The following is a 19,719-nucleotide window of genomic DNA, read 5'->3' as shown; positions in this document are numbered from 1 at the left end:
GGTAGTCAGTTCGCACTCCAAGTATAGGCCAGCAGTAGTAAAAAATCTTCCACGACAAGTTAATAATGAGACTGCTTCTGGCCTCGACATATGCAGTTTGTGAACTTTCAGAAAACTTAGCGCAAAAATTACTACAGAGTTCTCACATGGCGCCGCATGGAATTGTTCCTACAACAATCTTTTACCTACACAACAAACCATATTCAAGGAACTATTTTGAAAAACCCTCTAATCAGTGAGGCAACTAAGTTTTCACTCGGTGATCTCTCAACCCCCTACAAAGCTTCCGGCTTTTGGGGTTGGGCTTTTTCGAACATGTCTGTGCCTATGCTGCGTGGAGTATTGATCGAGTACATCCTAGTTCAACACTTCATTGAAAACATTGATCAAATCGTTGGCGAAACGGTGCGAACCTTAACCACCTGGCATCCGCGCAAAGGTGATCTCGAACAAAGCATTCGCGAGCACTATGAGAGCCAACCTCACGGTGATGTGTTTGACCTTCAGCTAACTTGGGGCACAACGTGTGAATTTAAAACCACTAGAGCGCCCAAAACATGGAGCATAAGTAAGACAACTTATTGGAACCCTCTGAAAGATGCAAACTGCTGGACTTATGGCTTTCCGGCACAGATTTATATTTTGGCAGTGCTTGAGAGTGAAGCAGAACTGAGAGGTGATGTGCTCGATTTGGGAGCACTAAACTTCTATATCCGGACTGGCCGCGAGCTGGACAAGAGTGTGGGGGACCGGCCTAGTGCACGATTCTCCGACTTTTCAGAGGGCGAACCTCTTATCTGCACATTTGATGAACTCATCGAGAAAATTGCCGAAGTTCAGAAAAATCGGCTGACCGAAATTTTGGAACAGATAGAACCCGGATGGAAGCTTGATCATAGCGCCTACAAAAATACCTATCCGCTAGCTGTAGAACTTCCTGAAGGCGTTCAGGCAGGGTTTTACGAACAAGATACAAAAAAGCTAGTTGAAATTATCGATGTTCCCTGGCGCCCTAACACGACACCAGACTGGCGAGATTGGGAGCAAGCGGGTTTCCAATATGTGCATATGCTAAGCGCAAAAAATTCGAGGTAGTCCCTCTTTTCCTTAACAATAGCCCTATTGAAGATGTTCGCTTCTGGCTGAAACACTAGCTCCCAGCGCATTCGTTCATACCCCCATGTTTAGTGATGGGTGGCATACCGGTGCTAGCTCATAAGACAGGCCACACGCTGAGCCAGACTTGTGGCCGACTCCTGAGTGCCTGCTTTCACCGCCTGTTAAATAGACGCCGGTATGGGGCGGATAGCGACGACCTAGCCTCAACCGTCGCTTATCCAAGCCAGATATCGGTCTGCTCTGCCATCTCAAGGGCATCGTCTACGTCAATTCCCATATACCTGACAGGCACCGTTTCTGCGCGCGGCAATTACGCGGATGGAGCAAACCGACGCACCTAGGGATTAGAAGCGTACTCTTTCCGGGCGTACTACGCTGCGTGTCAGCCCAGCGTGCCAATACTGGCAGCATGCCTCCAGCCCGATCTGGTAAAGTCCACGGCACGCCATAGGGACATAGCCAGCCATGGACAAGAAATCACTTTCCGAGCGCGACATCTGCAGCAAGTACATCGCCCCAGCCGTTCAGCAAGCTGGATGGGACATGCACAAGCAGGTGCGCGAGGAAGTCAGCTTTACCAAAGGCCGCATTATCGTCCGAGGCAAACTTCACAGCCGTGGCGAAGCACGCCGCGCAGACTTCATCCTCTACCACCAGGCCAACCTGCCTATCGCTGTGATCGAGGCAAAGGACAACAAGCACTCCGTTGGCTCCGGCATGCAACAAGCCCTAGGTTATGCAGAGGCGCTGGACGTACCGTTCGTGTTCTCCAGCAATGGAGATGGCTTCTTGTTTCACGACCGCAGTGGCACAGGCAGCCAGGTAGAAACCGAACTCACCCTTGATCAATTCCCTAGCCCTGCCGAACTCTGGCACCGCTACTGCCAGTGGAAGGGGCTGGATACTACAGCCCAGCACAAGATCGAAGCGCCCTACTACGACGACGGCTCCGGGCGCATGCCACGCTATTACCAGATGAATGCCATCAACCGCACTGTTGAGGCGGTAGCGCGTGACCAGGACCGTATCCTACTGGTTATGGCCACGGGCACCGGCAAGACCTACACAGCTTTCCAAATCATCTGGCGGCTGTGGAAATCGAAACAGAAGAAACGCATCCTGTTTCTGGCCGACCGCAACATCCTGGTTGACCAGACCAAGAACAACGACTTCAAGCCCTTCGGCCAGGCGATGACCAAAATCGCCAAACGCCAGATCGATACCTCCTACGAGATCTACCTGTCGCTCTATCAGGCCGTCACCGGCACTGATGAAGAGATGAACATCTACAAGCAGTTCTCTCGCGACTTCTTCGACCTGATCGTGATCGACGAATGCCACCGTGGCAGCGCCTCCGAGGATTCCGCCTGGCGTGAAATCCTCGAATACTTCTCCAGCGCCACCCATGTCGGCCTTACCGCCACACCAAAGGAAACCAAAGAAGTATCCAGCATCACTTACTTCGGTGAGCCGATTTACAGCTACACCTTGAAGCAAGGCATCGAAGACGGCTTTCTGGCCCCCTACAAAGTGGTGCGCATCGACTTCGATAAAGACCTGCAAGGCTGGCGGCCACCCAAAGGCATGCTCGATAAGAATGGCGAGCTGATCGAAGACCGCATCTACAACCTCAAAGACATGGACCGCACCCTGGTTATAGAGGCGCGTACCCAACTGGTGGCGCAGAAGGTTACCGAACTCCTCAAGGCCACCGATCCGTTTCAGAAAACCATCGTCTTCTGCGACGACATCAACCACGCCGAGCGCATGCGCCAGGCCCTGGTCAACCTCAACCCCGAGCGTGTGGCCGAGAATCGCAAATACGTCATGCGTATCACCGGCGATGACCAGGAAGGCAAGGCCGAGCTGGATAACTTCATCAACCCGGAGGCGCGCTACCCAGTCATTGCCACCACCAGCAAGCTGATGACCACCGGCGTCGATGCTCAGACCTGCAAGCTAATTGTGCTCGACCAGCACATCAAATCGATGACCGAGTTCAAGCAAATCATCGGTCGCGGCACTCGCATTAACGAAGACTACGGCAAGTACTGGTTCACCATCATGGACTTCAAAAAGGCCACCGAGCTGTTTGCCGACCCTGCCTTCGACGGCGACCCGGTGGTGATCTACGCCCCAGAAGGCGATGACTCCCCCGTACCACCGGATGACCCGCTTGCCGACGAAGATGGCATCAGCGCAGGCAACGATAACGAGGGTGATGACCTGGATTTTACCGGCGAAGATGAGGGCAAAAAACGCATCAAGTACGTCATCGACAACGTCCCGATTTATGTCATCGCCGAGCGTGTGCAGTATTACGGTCCGGATGGCCGACTGATCACCGAATCGCTGCACGACTACACCCGCACCTGCGTGCAAAAGCAGTTCGCCTCGCTGGACGACTTCCTCCGGCGTTGGAGTGATGCCGAACAAAAGAAAGTCATCATCGAGGAGATGGCCGCCCAGGGTGTGATGTGGGAAGCCTTGGCCGAAGAAGTGGAAAAGAAACAGGGCAAGCCGCTCGATCCGTTCGATCTGATCTGCCACGTAGCCTTCGATCAGCCTGCCCTATCACGCCGCGAGCGGGCCGAGCAGGTGAAAAAGCGCAACTATTTCGCCAAATATTCAGGCGCAGCCCGACAGGTGCTGGAGGCGTTGCTGGATAAATACGCCGATACTGGCATCGAGCATATCGAGGACATCAAAATCCTGCAGCTTGACCCTTTCAGCCAGTTCGGAGCGCCCATCGAGCTGGTCAAAGCCTTTGGCGGCAAGGCTGGCTACAACAAGGCTATCCACGAACTGGAAGACGAACTTTACGCAAGCTAAGGGCTAAGCGCCGACGACATGCCAAAGCAGTCGTTCGTACTATCCGGTAGAATTTCGCCCCCCTTGCGGTACGCGTTGAGAGAACTTCATGTCCATTAGCTCCACCATCAAGTCCATCCAAGACATCATGCGCAAAGACGTTGGCATAGACGGCGACGCCCAGCGCATCGGACAGTTGGTTTGGCTGCTGTTCCTGAAAATCTTCGATGACCGCGAGATGGAATGGGAGCTGATGGACGACAACTACCGCTCGCCCATTCCCGACAGTTGCCGCTGGCGTTCCTGGGCCGCCGATCCGGAAGGTATGACCGGCGAGGCGCTGAAGGACTTTATCGACAACAACCTGTTCCCCCAACTGCAGAACCTGCACGAGTACAGCAACACGCCCTCGGCCTTTGTAGTGCGCAGCGTGTTTGAAGACGCGTACAACTACATGAAGTCCGGGCAGTTGCTGCGCCAGGTGATCAATAAGATTCAGGAAGGCGTGGACTTCAATAAAGCCCAGGAGCGCCACGAGTTCGGCAACCTCTACGAGCAGCTGCTGCGAGACCTGCAGAACGCGGGTAACGCCGGCGAGTTCTATACCCCGCGCCCAGTCACTGAATTTATGGTGCGCATGGTCGACCCCAAGCTGGACGAGAAGGTCATGGATCCGGCCTGCGGAACAGGCGGCTTCCTCACCTGCGCCATCGAACACAAACGCAACCGCTATGTAAAAACCGCCGAAGACGAACGCACCCTGCAGACCAGCATTTTCGGCGTGGAGAAAAAGCCGCTACCGCACCTGCTGGCCACCACAAACATGATCCTGCACGGCATCGAGGTGCCCAACCAGATTCGCCACGACAACACCCTGAGCAAACCGCTGATCAGCTGGGGGCCGAGTGAGCGCGTGCACTGCATCGTTGCCAACCCGCCGTTCGGCGGCATGGAAGAAGATGGCATCGAAACCAACTTCCCTGCTGCCTTCCGCACTCGCGAAACCGCCGACCTGTTTTTGGTGCTGATCATGCAGTTGCTCAAAGACGGTGGCCGCGCCGCTGTGGTACTGCCCGATGGCTTCTTGTTTGGCGAAGGCATCAAAAGCCGGATCAAGGAAAAGCTGCTGACCGAGTGCAACCTGCACACCATCGTTCGCCTACCCAACGGCGTATTCAACCCCTACACCAGCATCAAGACCAACCTGCTGTTCTTCACCAAGGGCACGCCGACCAAACAGGTGTGGTTCTACGAACACCAGTACCCGGCAGGCGTTAAGAACTACTCCAAAACTCGCCCCATGCGTATCGAAGAGTTCTCCGTCGAAGAGGAATGGTGGGGCAGCGAGGCGGACGGCTTTGCCGCGCGGATGGAGAACGAATTTTCCTGGAAGGTCGGCGTCGAAGAGCTGCAGGCGCGCAACTGGAATCTAGACTGCAAAAACCCGCATATCGGCGAGCAAATCAGCCACGACCCGGATGAATTACTGCGTAAATACGCCAAGCTGCGAGGCGAGATTAGCGATCTGCGCGATCAGCTCAAAGTGGTACTGGCCGAAGCCCTGGAGCGCCAGGCATGACCGTGCTGTTGACCGAGAATCTGCCACTGCTCTCAGGCGCGCCAGACGGAATAAAAAAGCTCCGTGAGCTGATTCTGGAGCTAGCTGTGCGTGGAAAGTTGGTACCGCAAGATCCGAGTGATGAACCAGCCGGTGAGTTGCTAAAAAGCATTACTGCAGAACAATTACGATTGATGGTTGAGGAAGGTTTACGTACCAAGGCGCAAACCGAAGTTCCACAAAAAGACCAGTATCTTAAAATTAGCTCCGGCTGGGCATATTCCCGACTTGGAAATCTTGCTCGCTTTATTGATTACCGCGGCAGGACGCCTACCAAAACCAGCTCAGGGATTCCATTAATTACTGCTAAGAATGTGCGATCAGGCTTTATCAGCCGCGAACCACAAGAATTCATAGCCAAGAATGAATACTCGTCATGGATGACTAGAGGTTTTCCTCGGCTAGGCGACTTACTTTTCACCACCGAAGCACCGATGGGCAACGTTGCGTTGGTTAACATATCCGAACAATTTGCATTAGCTCAGAGAGTAATTTGTTTTCAACTGCATGAGATAAGTATCGGACCATTTCTAAAGCTCGCCATGATGTCATCCACGTTCCAAAGGCAGCTCCTAGAAGTAGCAACAGGAATGACAGCAACCGGGGTAAAGTCCTCTCGATTAAAAGAGATTCCAGTCCCTCTTCCTCCGCTAGCCGAACAACAACGCATCGTCGCCAAAGTCGATGAGCTTATGACCCTGTGCGACCGCATGGAAGCCCAGCAGGCTGATTCCGAAAGCGCCCACGCCCAACTGGTGCAAGTACTGCTCGACAGTCTGACTCAAACCAGCGACGCCACCGACTTCGCCAGCAACTGGCAGCGACTGGCGGAACACTTCCACACCTTGTTCACTACCGAATCCAGCATCGACGCACTCAAACAAACCCTGTTGCAATTGGCAGTGACGGGCAAACTGGTGCCGCAAGATGTGAGCGGTTGCCTCCAGGTCGGGCTGCCTTCTGGCTGGGATGAGATCAGAATTGAAAAATTCTGCACTGTCCAAGGAGGGATTCAGAAAACCCCTCTGCGAAGGCCGATCTCTCAGCACTTTCCATACCTACGTGTTGCGAATGTTCAGCGTGGTCGGATTGATGTTAAAGAGCTTGAGCGATATGAGCTGTCGCTGGCTGAACTCGCAAAGTGGCGACTAAACTCAGGTGATCTCTTGATCGTTGAGGGAAATGGCAGTGAGAACGAAATAGGAAGATGTGCAATTTGGCGGGGAGAAGTCGTAGATTGCGTCTACCAAAATCACCTGATGCGTGTTCGCCCGGAAATATGTGAGCAAGTGGAATATCTGGCCCTTTACCTCAACTCTCCAGTTGGCATCGCTCACATGAAGCGCTTGGCTATCACAACAAGCGGTCTTTTCAACTTGAGCGTCGGTAAAATTCGTAGCATTCCTGTAGCGCTACCGCCAGTATCAGAACAACGCCGCATCGTCGCCAAAGTCGATCAACTGATGGAACTCTGCGATCAGCTCAAAACACGCCTGACTCAAGCGCGACTACTGAACGAACAGTTGGCCAGTACCCTGATCGAACACGCTCTTGCCGAAGATGCTCAGCAGCTTCTACATACCATGGATAGGCAAGCAGCCCGTACTGCTCGCCGCAGAAATCACTCATCGACTGCATAACCAGCGCACCTTTGGCCAACGCAAACTGCAAAAAGTGATTTACTTGGCCGAGCATGCGGCCAGGCTTGCCGCTATTCAGGGTGACTACCTGCGCGACGCTGCTGGGCCCCATGATCGTCAGTTAATGAAGCAGGTCGAAAGCGAGCTGCAAAACCAGCAGTGGTATGAGCGCGTAGAACGCGAGACTGTTGGCCATGCTTACCGCCCCCTTTCCCATGCAGGGCAGCACCGGCAGGCGTATTGCAGCGCCTGGCCGGTCGCTAAACGCACCACCATTGAGCAGATCATCGAGTTAATGCGGGACTGGGATACGGATCGTTGCGAAATGACTGTGACGCTCTATACCGTCTGGAACGACTTTATTCTCGAAGGCCGCCCGTTTTCCGATGACACCATCGTGGACGAAGTGTGGCATAACTGGAACGATACCAAGCTGCGCTTTGGCAAAACCAAATGGTTGGCAGTACTCGCAGAGATGAAAAAGCACAAGATCCTAACGCCTACCGGCTTTGGCAAACGCAGCCAGGGCGGCATGCTCAGCTTGCCCGGGTTCGAGTAAACAGATGATCCTTTTGGCCGTCCTTTGCAAGATATAGAAACTAAGCATATTGCTCATTCCAGCTTCTCTCGGTATTCCAATCGGTATTCCAAAGAAATTCACAAACTCACATTAATCAATTAAATCAAACACTAAAAAACTCGGTTCAAATTACCCCGGCCCACCAATTCCTACACAAAGCCCCGTTTTTTCGGGGCTTTGTGCTTTCTGGCTTAACTATATTGAGATGTGACAATTTTACGAGCATCACTGGGTGCCCAACATTAAACACAACCCCTGCCACCACTCTCTCTATCGCCATGAAACGTATTATTTTCAGATCTTAATCGCAGCTTCGATACGCCCATTGGTCAACGGAAGACGTGAAATTCGACGTTCACTCAAAACTGATAGTCGAGGGGGAGTCCAGTCGAACGACATTCAATAACGCGGCTCGTGAATCCAAAAAGCTTGAGGAAAAATATTATAGTCCGTCGAGGGAGCCTTATCGACTCACCCCCCGAATGATGAGGGCGGGAGATACGCCTCACCTGTTTGAGAGGCATGGCGACGAACCCTACGAACAACGTCTAAGCAATGCATGCCCCCAGTGAGGATGAGGTACATGTGAGAGGCATCGAGAAGCAGCACCGTGCTCTTCTTGCCTGATGCTTCTTTCACCGCTACTGAGGAATACCCAGCCATCGACAGGAAAAGACCCATCGTGTTGTCGGCTTTGCTCTCTACCTTCCCCCGAAATATGTCGATATCAGGCGCTCCAGCTTGGGCTACTGTGAACTTCAACTCGATAAGATAGGTGGTGCCATCAACAGTGACTGAACCGTCGATTTGCCTGCCGCCCATATTGTACGGGCGGCGATGCTCGACTTCTGAGAAAGTCAAAAAATCATAGAACCAGTTTTGAAACGCATAACCACCCGGCGCAGTGCCCATCTCTGGGGCCAGGTCTTCGAGTCGTTGCTTCAAGTCAGATATGTTCGCTCGCTGTCGCCGGGCGACAGCGAGCTCTTCTCTTGCTCGGGCCTTCGCGTCCTCACGCTCTCGCTCAGAACGAACCTCTTCAGTTTGGCGAGCAATGAGAGCTTTCAACTCAGCAACGGCCTTGGATGCATCCTGGATTTTTACGGCCGAGTCCTCCCAAGTACGAAGATCAGGGAAGGTGGACTGTTCGGCAAGAAAATTGGCCATTTGGCCAATAACCGCCTTACCCTTATCAGTTCGCTGCAAAGCAGCGAAGGTACGATCCAAAAAGTCACGCTTACTTTCATCTGCCGACCATGTGGACAAGTGAGACTCGGCCACATGCGTTTGCCGTAAAAACTTTCGCAGCGACTCCTTCCGCCAGAAAGATTTGAGTGCTGCCTCATAAGCAAGCTGGACGAGATGAGGTGTGATTTTTATGGCCATACGAAAGCATTACTCCCTCAATTTAATAAGTTTCCAACGCAATCGCCCGCATCCAAACGTCACTACATTACGCCAACAACTCCGATACTAACCGAACCGGTAATTAAACTCCTGCTAATGACTGAAGTCTAGGAAAGGTCCGTGAACAGGCAGCGTAGCGCAATACGAGGACCATCCCGAGATCCAAGCTTGCTAAGTCTATGATCCAGTGGCAAATCGAATTCACGCCCTCCCAAATTCGTTAACACGCCTACTTGCACTACATCCCGAGGTGTGCCCCCCCCCCACCACGACTAGAGAGTGATCGCAGGCATCCGCGAGCGCAGTGCGCAACTATCTGAAACGACGGCAGGAAGCATGGTTAGACAACTACTCTCACCTATCTCCGGGAAAAACCAGCTAAAGCAATCGAGTAAACTTTCTCTTTTTCTTCACGGGCGGACCAAGATAATCCCAACGTTCAGCCAACCATTGCACCTCTTGAAATAACGTCGAACGTCCACTCGCCTCTCTCAACGCATCAATAAAGGGCCTAGCATTCCTATGGAGCCCTACAAGGGTGTTGTAGCTGGCATTCCATAGCATTTTCTCGTCATAGATCCCGGCCTGAACTCCAACGCTTACATACTCCCAATGATTAAGTACATAGCGAATACTTTTGGCTTCCTCCGTTCCTCCTTGGTCTTTTCGAGCATAAGCCCGAACATTGGCGTCTGCCCGTTCATGAATACCAGCCAGACAGCGCATCCCGGCCATAAGCTCCTTGTCCGCTCTGCTCGCGAATAATAGATCAGCTGACTGCTTACGCTTTGCAGTGGCCTTAACTGTCAGTACAGATATGACTGCGACGGTGACACCGAGCAAAAATGACAGGCTTCGGAACCAATCCGAACCTACGATCATCCCAGAACACTCAAAAAAACCCGTACAATCCATGTCAATTCCTAAGCAAAAAAAAGGAGGCCTAAGCCTCCAATTTATTAGAATTCTGATGAGGCTTCTGGTTAGAAGCCTTCGTAGTCGTCATTTTTCAACGAAACAAGAACACTTTTCATAATCCACTCCTCGGTACGATTAAGAGTTCGCTAAGCAGCTGATGGCCAGCTCTATCATTGCGTGATGCTGTGGGTGGCTGAGACTATATAGCTTCTGTATCCGATGCAAGCACTGCTCAGCCTTTTCGCTCGCTTTCGGATGAGTCACACGTTCGACATTCTCTAAGGGCCTCGGTTCCTACGGCACACTGCTTCGGTTCCTAACCCATGCAACCCCTTCATGCGGCTCAGCTATAAAATGGAGCTCACGTGCCACAATGTCAAGCTCAGAAATGCTAGGAACAAATGCTTTCACGAAGACAGAGCACTAAACAGTGCGACAGTAATGACAGCCGCAATCTCAAACGACCGAATCATAAGGGGAGATGACCACGACAAACCAATTTGAAGCACCGACAAAACCTGGCACATTATGATTCTGTTGCTTCTGGAGTTTGGAGAAGCTCGGCCAATGGGCCCTCGGATTTTTCCTTCAAGATATCGCGCCGTTGATGAACTGGCGCAGCCCGCGCCGCAACGCTAACTTCCTCCAGTCGCTGCTCATCAGCGAACGGCTTTGACAGGCCGAAAAGTGTAACCTTTCACCCCCCTTGATAAGACGGCATGCTTTACGCGTTCCGCTTCGTTCATGGCGGCTGTGCGTGGGGCATCTTCGGGTGCGCCGGGTTCCTACACTTCCGGTCTGTCAACCCGCGTAGAGCTGCCACCCATTCCTGTTTGACAGCAGGGGGGCGGTAGCTCCTTAAACAGTGTGGGAGCTTCATCATGAAAAAGATCACCCCCAATCCACCCCCCGCAAACCTTTTCACCATCTCTCAGGGTATCTCCCCCGAAACGCTACTGATCCAAGCCAGCGAAACCCTCGCCTCACTCAACGCCATGACCACTGACCTGGCCTTCGAACTCGAAGGTGCCAGCCGCCACAAGCTGTTGGCCAGCCAGCAACTGATCGTGCTGGGCGAACTGCTGGTCGAGCGCGTACTGGCCCTCACCCAAGACACACAAATATTCGAGTAACAAAAAAGGCCGAGGCGCGTTCAGCGACTCGGCCTTTTGCTGTCCATCTGGAATCCCCCCACACTTCCCATTACCCTGCCCCCCTCTATCAGACAATCGGAAGTCCGATACCCGTGCTCAAGCCCCTCGCCGTTCTCGTACTCGCCTGCACCCCGTTAATCGCTACCGCTGCCGACCTCGCCGGCGTGTGGCAAGGCACCTTGGGCAAATCCGCCATCACCGCGTGCTTCAACGGCGCGCATGGGGCCAATGGCAGTTATTACTACCAACGCATCCTCACGCCGATCCAGCTGACCCAAGCCAACGCGAGTGAACCCTGGGCTGAAGAGGGCAACAGCGGTTTCTGGCAACTGGACGAACCCCAGGGCGACACGCTGACCGGGACCTGGAGCAAGACCCCGGGCGGCAAGGGATTGGCGTTGTCGCTGAAACGCATAGACGTCGACAGCTGTGCCAGCGATGCCTACAACAACGCCATCGAAGCGCTGCCGCCGCCGGTGAAGGTGGAGAAAAACACTTTTCATGAACACGCCTATCAGGTGAAAACCCAAGGCGGCCAGGTCATCCTCAAGCTCGAAGGTGACGGCGCGGCCATCGACAAGATCAACCGGGACTTGGCGCGCATGGCTATCAGCCCGGACGGCCAGACCGATTTCTATCGGGAGCGGCGCAATTCACTGGACCAGGGCGGCGGCACGTCGACCAGCGAGATCAGCGTGGAGCCGCACTACTGGTCCTCGCACTGGATCACCGTGCGGTTTTACCGCTGGACGGCCGGCTACGGTCGCGGTGGCATCAGTTGGGGCCTGCACACCTGGAACCTGCAAACCGGCGACAGCGTCGACCCGTGGACCTGGCTGGGTGGCCGTGAAGAATGGGACAACCCCTACTCCGGCCAGATCAAGTTGCCTGCGCCCTTCAGCGCATGGCTCGCCAAACAGACCAGTGCTGACGAAGGCTGCCCGGCGGTGACCAGTTACTCCACCTTCGACCTGAGTTTCAATACCGAAGGGATGCAGCTTTCGACGCCCGCCCAAGGCGATGGCTGCGACAACGAATTGAGTTTTACCTGGGAACAGTTGGAGCCGGTGCTGACGGCAGAAGGCAAAGCCGCACTGCCCAGCTTGAAGGCGCCCTGACCGCCAGAGCAGGTACACAAGGGCGCCTTACAAAAAACTGACACTCATTCACGAAATATTCAGAAACGCTCACCGATACTAGCCGATTGCCACGGCCGTTCCCCCGAACGGTCCCTTGCCTCGGTTGCCAGTACTATGACGCGTCCTGCTCCTCTGCTGCTCCTGCTCGCTGGTTTGTTGTTCTTTTTTGCCCTGGGTAACCATGAACTGCAGGGCTCCACCGAAGCCCGCGTCGCCGGGATCGCCATGGCCATGCACCTGGACAACAACTGGGTGGTGCCCCAGCTGTTTCGTGAACCCTTCCTCGAAAAACCGCCCCTGAGCCTGTGGCTGGACGCCGGCGCCATTCGCCTGTTTGGCGCCAGCACCGGCGCGGTGCGCCTGGCCTCGGCATTTGCCGGGCTGTTCAGCGTGATGCTGTTCTACGGGATGCTGCGCACCTTTGGCCGCCCGAAAACATTGGCCTTATGCGCAGCCCTGATCCTCGCGACCATGGCCAGTTACTGGGGCAACGTACGTGGTGTTGGCGAGGACTCCTTGCTCAGCCTGGGCGTGACCACTGCATTGCTGGGGTTCTATCAGGCGGTACGACCCGACCGCCAAGGCTCCAGTGTTTGGGCATGGGCGTTGTTTACTGCCGGGATGGTCATCGCCACCCTGAGCAAGGGCGTGCTGGGCCTGGCAATGCCGGGCATTGTGATCTTCGTGTACCTGATCGTGACCACGGTGATGGACAAGCGCCTGCGTATCGGTGACTGGCTCAAACCGGGGCTGTTCACCTTGCTGGCGCTGGTGCCGCTGATGATCTGGCTGGGTTTCCTGTTCCAGCGCGGTGGGATGCAGGCCGTGGGCGAAGTGTTGTGGACCAACAGCGTTGGCCGCTTCAGCGGTTCATTCGTCGAGGCTGGGCATTACGAGCCGTTCTACTACTACATCGCCAAGCTGCCCGAAGCGTTCCTGCCGTGGAACATCCTGGTGTACCTGGGGCTTTGGCACTTCCGAAAAAGCCTGGTGCGCAACCGCTACTACCTGTTTTTCAGTATCTGGCTGGTGGCGCAATTCACCCTGCTGACCCTGGCCTCCAGCAAGCGCACGGTGTACCTCATGGCGCTGACGCCGGCCGCGGCCGTGCTGGCCGCCGAATACGCACGGGTCCTGTTGGAATGGGCCAAGCAGCACAAGCCGTCGCTGTACACACACCATAAGGCGGTGATCGGCAGCGTGTTCACCCTGGCGGTCGCTTGCTACCTGATTGCAGCCTTCTGGTTTGCGCCCAAAGCGGACGTGCGCCAGTCCTTCGTCCCGGTGATCAGCCAGGTGCAGGCGCTGCAAGCGCAAGGAAAGGAAGTGGTGCTGTTCCAGCCCAACGAGCGAATTGCCGGGGCCAGCGTGTTCTATCTGCAGGCTTACTTGCCGATCCTGCAAACCGAGGCGCAGTTGCGCACATTCCTCACGGCCAAGCCGGGCAACGTGGCGCTGATGGACCGTACCGAACAACTGACCGAGAAGGTCACGGTCATCAAGCAGATGTCGATCAATCGCCAGCCTTACTACTTCGTCGAGCAGTAAGGCCGCCGCAAGGCATCAGTGCTTGGTGACCTTGTCCAGGTAACCCATGGCGAACGCCGAGATCACGAAGGTCATGTGGATGATGACGTACCACATCAGATGCTGCGGATCGACGTTCTTGGCGTCCATGAAGATGCGCAGCAGGTGGATGGAGGAAATCGCCACGATGGACGCCGCCACCTTCATCTTCAGCGACGAAGAGTCCATGGTGCCCAGCCAGTTGAGCTTTTCCTTGCTCTCATCGATATCCAGCTGCGAGACGAAGTTCTCGTAGCCGGAGATCATCACCATCACCAGCAAGCCGCCGACCAGGGCCATGTCGATCAACGACAGCAGCACCAGGATCAGCTCGGACTCGGCCATCGAGAACACGCTCGGCAGCAGGTGAATCACTTCCTGGAAGAATTTCAGCGCCAGCGCCAGCAACCCCAGGGACAAGCCGAAATAGATTGGCGCCAGCAGCCAGCGCGAGGCGTACATAGCATTTTCGATAAAGCGTTCCATTGGATCTCACACAGCTTGGCTAAAAATGGCCGCGAGTATACCAGCCGCTACAGAACACCTGTCACCGCGAGAAAACTGACCTGGGCGGCATCTGTAAGAGAATTTTTCTGCTAGTGTCGAGCCCATCAAATCGGCTCACTGACGTCGAACAGGAAAAACTCAGATGATGGATGTGCGATCCCATTTGGCCACTATCGGCCTGGGTGCGATGCTGTTGATGAGCGGCGGCTGCTCCCCCAAAGAAGAGCAGAAGCAAGCCACCCTCGAAGAGAGAACCGCCAAGTTCGAGCAGTCCCTGGACAGCATCCAGGACCCCAAGCTGCGCGACGCCATCGCCGACCTCGGCGGTTCGCTGCTCCTGCTGGAGCGGGCGCGCGTGAAGCTCGCCGAAAAGCCCGTCGAAGCCGAATACGGCGAAGACACCCTGGCCCTGATCAAACACTACCCCACACCACAAGCCTTGGTGGACACCTACATCAACGGCCTGTTCGTGCTGCGCAAAGCCTCGCACTCCGACTACCTGACCGATCTGCAGCCGGTCTTCCCGTTCAACTTCAATAGCCCCGACCAGTTCCCTTTCCCCCATGGCCTGGAATGGCAGTCGGTGACCTTGAGCAACAACAAGGTCATACCCTTCCAGCCTGAATGGTCGGAAACCGACCCGGGCATCCAACTGAGCCCCAGCAGTTCCAACCTGACCAACCCCGACGACCTGACGGTGACCTACCCGTTCATCGATGGCGTAGAGACCGAGAACAAGAGCCAGCCGCAACCGGTCAGCCTCAAGGGCGCGGTCGAAGTGATTGCACCCGGCAAAGTGCTGACCTTCGACCTGTCGAAAAAAGACGTGGGCCGCAAACGCACCGAGGGCACTATCACCCTCAACCTGCTGCTGCTTGAAAAGAACTACGCCGAGATCGAACTGACCAACAGCGAACCCCTGGCGCCGGAAGTGGGCGACGAATCGCCGAACCCTCTGCTGGTGCAGGCTCGGGACACCACCGGGCAATTCCTCACCCGCGCGGGCTCGATCAACGAGAGCAGCGCCCAGGTGGCGTTCTACGAGAAACAGCTGGCCGAGATGCAAAAGCAGAAGGCCTGGTCCGACGCATTTGAAAAGCAGCTGGACGACGAACAAAAGGCGTTCGAGCACAAACAGAGCAGCCACTACGCCAAGGTGTACTTCAACGGCGTGATCGATAGCCTGCAGGTCAACGTTCTGGACTTCTCCAAGGCCACGGTCACGCACAAGGACCTTGACCTGCCGGTGTTGCGCTTCGACAAGAACAGCCTGCAAAAAAACGTGCAAGCCTTGCCGATGCCCGTCACGGTGTATGACGACAGCGCCGCCAACTGGCTCAAAGACGCGACCCTGACCGAAGACCAACTGAAAAAAAGCGTCACCATCACCCAGTCGACCGAAGACGCCAGCGCCGCGCACATCGTGTTCGACCACCCGTTCACCTTCAACGACGACCTGATCGGCAGCGAACGCAACAGCAGCGAAGCGCCCATCACCTTCTTCACGGCCGACGACAAGGGCGAGCGCGGCGAACCCATCGAGTTGCCAGCCGAAGCGTTTGAGCTGGACGCAGCCCGTGGCACGCTGACCTACGACCTCAATCTGTTCCCGGAAAACCCGGCGTTCGTGGTGGGTTCGATCCCGCTGTTCCTGGCCAACATCGAAAAAGCCACGATTGACGTCGCCAAGTTGCCCAAGGGCCTGACGCTCAAAGACAACGCGCTGATCGTCGACCAGAAGGCATTCCCGTCCGACAGCTGGCGCTTTTACGCCAAGGACGCCAGCGGCAACTACCTCAAGGAAATCCTCGGCGTCAGCCACCGCGCCGAGGAGTACGGCACGGCGATGTTTGACGTGCACTATTTCTACGGCCAGCCGACCGTGCTGGAAAGCTACCAGCGCACCGACCTGAATACCGTGCAGTACGGCTTCGAGGTCAAGCTGGACAAGCCGCCGGCGCAATAACCTTCAGTGATGGGTATCACTGACGGTCTGTGAACGCCCGCCGTTGAGCTGTCGCAGATGGGCCTGCATGTGCAGGCTCCAGATCTGCGGGTCGCCCGCTTTCTCGTAGCCGTGCAGCGTGAGGCTGTCGACAATCGATTCCAGAATGGTTTCTGCCACGAAGGGCCCATGAAACGGGCCCTGGGACTTGATGGTGGACGGCTGTTCGCCGGTCATTCCGGCCGCAAACAGCAAGGTCCACATCCCGTTATCCCCGGCGAGCGGGCGAATGGAGCATTCGATACGGGTGACCAGGCCCAGGCATTGACGGGTAAGGCAAAGGTTGCGCGGCATGGCGGCGACCCTCGGTAGATCGGTGTTCAACCTCAGCGCATGGCGAGGCTGTCTCTATCCAGCGACTCCTGTGGATATCCCTTGAGCAGAGAATAGAAGAAAACCGCGACAAACCAAGGTTGTAGGGACCAACGGACGTTGCCCCCTGAAAAACGAGTCAAAAATATGGCGAACTACCCGCCATTCCCAAATACACCACTGAACCCATGTGGGAGCGGGCTTGCTCGCGAATGCGGTGGATCAGCCACTTATAAGTCGACTGATACACCGCCTTCGCGAGCAAGCCCGCTCCCACATTGACTGCACTCCGACTAAAAATCAGGTGGGTTTGGCTTCGGCCAGTGCTTGCTGTGCCAGCTCCTTTTCCGCCTCTTTCAGGTCTTCCTCACTGATCATCTCGGCAATCGCACGCAAACGCTCGACCACACGGGCATTGACGGTGCCCTCCGGGAATTGCCCCTCGGCATCCGGCTCACCGGCATCCTCGCCCACCAACAGGCTCAACGCCTCGTCCGCCTGGCGCACCGCATAAATATGGAACTGCCCGGCCCGCACGGCCTGCAGCACCTTCTCATCGAGCATCAGCGTGGCCACGTTGGCCTGGGGAATGATCGCCCCTTGCTCACCGGTCAAGCCGCGCGCTTCGCACAGGCGGAAGAAGCCTTCGATTTTCTCGTTGACCCCGCCCACCGCCTGCACTTCGCCGAACTGGTTGATCGAGCCGGTAATGGCAAAGCACTGCTTGAGCGGCGTCTTCGACAGGGCCGAAATCAAGGTGCAGGCCTCGCCCAGGGACGCACTGTCGCCGTCCACATAACCGTAGGACTGCTCCAGCGCGATGCTCGCCGAGATCGCCAACGGGAATTCCTGGGCATAACGGCTGCCCAGGTAACCGGTGAGGATCATCACGCCCTTGGAGTGAATCGGCTGGCCGAGGTTGACCTCACGCTCGATGTCGACAATGCCGCTGCCGCCCGGGTACACCGTGGCGGAAATCCGCGCCGGCACGCCGAAGGCCGAGTCGCCGACTTCCAACACCGTCAGCCCGTTGCACTTGCCCACAGCGGCACCTGCGGTGTCGATCAGAATGACCCCGGCGAGCATGTCGTCGAGAATCCGCGCCGACACGCGCCCGGTGCGCGTGGCCTTGGCCTTGAGCGCCCGCTCGATATGCCCCGCGTCGGTCATCTCGTCGCCCGCCAGGTGACGGATGAAATCCGCCTCGCTGACCAGCTGGAACAAGTCGCCAATACGCGCCGACAAACGGCCCTGATGCTCGGCCAAGCGTGCGCTGTAGGTGGCCAGGCGCGCCACCGCGTCCGACGTCAGCGGCGCCATGCCTTCTTCCGAGGTGCGGGTTTTGAGCAACTGGGCGAACTGCTCCAGGCTCTCGTCCACCATCGGGATGTCTTCGTCGAAGTCCACCAGCACCCGGAACATCTCCTGGAAGTCCGGATCGGCGTCTTGCAGCGCGTAGTACAACTGGCGCGAACCGATGATGATCACCTTGACCTGCAACGGGATCATCTGCGGGTTGAGCGTGACGGTGGCCAGGCGGCCCAGTTCGCCCAACGGCGACTCCATCTTCAGCTTGCGCGACTGCAGGGAACGCTTGAGCGCATCCCACACAAATGGCTCGCCGAGCATTTTCTCGGCTTCGAGGATCAAAAAGCCGCCATTGGCGCGGTGCAAAGCGCCAGGGCGCAATTGCCGGTAGGTGGTGTAGAGCGCGCCCTGGTCGGTGCTGTACTCGATACGACCAAACAGGTTGTCGTAGGTCGGGTGCGGTTCAAACACCACCGGCGCGCCGCCGTTGATCGGGTGGCCCACCACCAGGCTCGGGCAGTATTGCTCCTCAAGCAGCTTGCGCGCCTGGGCGTCGGTCTTGGCATCATCCACCAATTGCTCGACCACGGTTTTCAACAGGTACACCTGCATGGCTTGCAGGTAGCCGCAGACTGCCGCGTTTTCTGCGTACTTTTCCGACAGCGGTGAGAGCAACGGCTGCAGGGCCAGGGTGATGGTTTCTTCGTTGAACTGACGCAGTTGGTTGTTCGACTCGCGCTTCCACTGCGGCAGGCTGGCCAACTCTTCGTTGAGGCGCTCTTCCAACTCGGAAATATCCGTGTGGAAGCGCTCGCGGTCGGCCTCCGGCAGCTGCGAAAACTCGGCTTCGTCCAGCGCCTTGCCGTCGAGCATCGGGGTGAAGGCGATGTTCGAACTGTCGCGGTACAGCGCCACGTCCTTTTCCAATGCCAGGCGTTCGATCACGTCCAGGGCCTTGTCGTAGCGCTGGTTGAAGGCGCGGTCGATGGCACTTTTGCGCTGTTGGTAGGTGGGGTGTTCGAACACGGCCGGGAAGGTGGCCACCAGGTTGTCGATCAACCCGCTGATGTCACTGATGAACGCCGCCGCGCCGCCCGCTGGCAATTCCAGCGCACGGGGTTCGCGGGGCTCATCGAAATTATTCACATAGACCCAGTCCGACGGGGTCTGCAGGCGTTTACCTTCTGCCTTCAGGTAGCGTTTGACGAACGAAAAGCGGCCAGTACCGGGCTCGCCCATGACAAACACGTTGTAACCGGGGCGTGGCATGGCCACACCGAACTGCAAGGCTTCAACCGCACGTTCCTGGCCAAGCACACCGCGAAAGGGCTCCAAATCATTGGTGGTCGAGAAGCTGAACTGTTCAGCGGAAAAAGGACGAGTCAGCGCTTCGGGCGCTAGACGCAAGCTGGCAGCAACAGGATCAGGCATCGGGCTTCCTTACATCAGGCGGGGCAGATAACGGCATTCTGGCTCTCGCTTGCGCGCTCTGGCAAGGCGAGCCTTTGGGAAAGCATAGACACGGGAGGCGTCCTACAAATAATTCGCGACATCGCTGATTGTTTTATAAAAAATCACGGAACCCCGGGAACGTGCCTAAACTCCAAACTGCGCGGGTTGGACTAATAACCGATC

Annotated in this window: 14 protein-coding genes; 9 read left to right on the top strand and 5 right to left on the bottom strand. The window is 56.1% G+C overall.

Features of this window, described 5'->3' with window-relative positions; genetic code table 11:
• Window positions 1-156 precede the first annotated feature (156 nt).
• The 5 genes from HX803_RS05540 (at window position 157) to HX803_RS32660 (ending at window position 7,747) form a co-directional block, all read left to right on the top strand.
• Complete coding sequence (locus tag HX803_RS05540; protein ID WP_256732819.1) at window positions 157-1,095, top strand: hypothetical protein; 939 nt, start codon at window positions 157-159, stop codon at window positions 1,093-1,095.
• 489 nt (window positions 1,096-1,584) lie between these two features.
• Window positions 1,585-3,951, top strand: coding sequence for an EcoAI/FtnUII family type I restriction enzme subunit R (gene hsdR / locus HX803_RS05535; protein ID WP_178919530.1), 2,367 nt, complete (start codon window positions 1,585-1,587; stop codon window positions 3,949-3,951).
• Window positions 3,952-4,039: 88 nt separating this feature from the next.
• Entirely contained in the window at window positions 4,040-5,509 is a 1,470-nt protein-coding gene (locus HX803_RS05530) for a class I SAM-dependent DNA methyltransferase (protein ID WP_178919529.1), read from the top strand.
• The gene (locus HX803_RS05525; RefSeq protein WP_256732818.1) at window positions 5,506-7,188 is read left to right on the top strand and encodes a restriction endonuclease subunit S; all 1,683 of its coding nucleotides are present in this window, start codon (window positions 5,506-5,508) and stop codon (window positions 7,186-7,188) included. Before HX803_RS05530 ends, HX803_RS05525 begins: the two co-directional genes overlap by 4 nt.
• The gene (locus HX803_RS32660) at window positions 7,100-7,747 is read left to right on the top strand and encodes a hypothetical protein (RefSeq protein ID WP_256732817.1); all 648 of its coding nucleotides are present in this window, start codon (window positions 7,100-7,102) and stop codon (window positions 7,745-7,747) included. Before HX803_RS05525 ends, HX803_RS32660 begins: the two co-directional genes overlap by 89 nt.
• 492 nt (window positions 7,748-8,239) lie before the next feature.
• Here the strand turns inward: HX803_RS32660 and HX803_RS05520 are convergent, their stop codons facing one another.
• Together HX803_RS05520 and HX803_RS05515 are read right to left on the bottom strand one after the other, a co-directional pair.
• Window positions 8,240-9,154 (bottom strand): hypothetical protein, encoded by a 915-nt coding sequence (locus HX803_RS05520; protein WP_178919528.1) that lies wholly within the window; start codon window positions 9,152-9,154, stop codon window positions 8,240-8,242.
• 399 nt (window positions 9,155-9,553) lie between these two features.
• The gene (locus HX803_RS05515; RefSeq protein ID WP_218646946.1) at window positions 9,554-10,090 is read right to left on the bottom strand and encodes a DUF4760 domain-containing protein; all 537 of its coding nucleotides are present in this window, start codon (window positions 10,088-10,090) and stop codon (window positions 9,554-9,556) included.
• A gap of 884 nt (window positions 10,091-10,974) precedes the next feature.
• On the opposite strand from HX803_RS05515, the gene HX803_RS05510 reads away from it, so the two are divergent.
• From HX803_RS05510 to HX803_RS05500, 3 genes are all read left to right on the top strand, one after another.
• On the top strand, window positions 10,975-11,226 hold the full coding sequence (locus tag HX803_RS05510; RefSeq protein WP_178919526.1) for a DUF6124 family protein: 252 nt from the start codon (window positions 10,975-10,977) through the stop codon (window positions 11,224-11,226).
• A gap of 113 nt (window positions 11,227-11,339) precedes the next feature.
• On the top strand, window positions 11,340-12,365 hold the full coding sequence (locus HX803_RS05505; protein WP_178919525.1) for a hypothetical protein: 1,026 nt from the start codon (window positions 11,340-11,342) through the stop codon (window positions 12,363-12,365).
• Between the two features lie 135 nt (window positions 12,366-12,500).
• On the top strand, window positions 12,501-13,934 hold the full coding sequence (locus HX803_RS05500) for a glycosyltransferase family 39 protein (RefSeq protein ID WP_178919524.1): 1,434 nt from the start codon (window positions 12,501-12,503) through the stop codon (window positions 13,932-13,934).
• Window positions 13,935-13,949: 15 nt separating this feature from the next.
• On the opposite strand, the gene HX803_RS05495 is transcribed toward HX803_RS05500, so the two are convergent.
• Entirely contained in the window at window positions 13,950-14,438 is a 489-nt protein-coding gene (locus tag HX803_RS05495) for a TIGR00645 family protein (RefSeq protein ID WP_016976786.1), read from the bottom strand.
• Between the two features lie 163 nt (window positions 14,439-14,601).
• Here HX803_RS05495 and HX803_RS05490 point away from each other — a divergent pair, with 163 nt between their 5' ends.
• Window positions 14,602-16,425 (top strand): hypothetical protein, encoded by a 1,824-nt coding sequence (locus HX803_RS05490; RefSeq protein ID WP_178919523.1) that lies wholly within the window; start codon window positions 14,602-14,604, stop codon window positions 16,423-16,425.
• Window positions 16,426-16,428: 3 nt separating this feature from the next.
• Here the strand turns inward: HX803_RS05490 and HX803_RS05485 are convergent, their stop codons facing one another.
• The gene (locus tag HX803_RS05485) at window positions 16,429-16,758 is read right to left on the bottom strand and encodes a hypothetical protein (protein WP_178919521.1); all 330 of its coding nucleotides are present in this window, start codon (window positions 16,756-16,758) and stop codon (window positions 16,429-16,431) included.
• Between the two features lie 318 nt (window positions 16,759-17,076).
• Window positions 17,077-19,515, bottom strand: a complete 2,439-nt coding sequence (locus tag HX803_RS05480) for a Lon protease family protein (RefSeq protein WP_178919519.1) — start codon at window positions 19,513-19,515, stop codon at window positions 17,077-17,079.
• Window positions 19,516-19,719 lie beyond the last annotated feature (204 nt).

The sequence above is a fragment of the Pseudomonas sp. P7548 genome (genome assembly GCF_013386585.1).
Classification (GTDB): Bacteria; Pseudomonadota; Gammaproteobacteria; order Pseudomonadales; family Pseudomonadaceae; genus Aquipseudomonas.
This window is presented reverse-complemented; position numbering and strand designations above follow the sequence as displayed.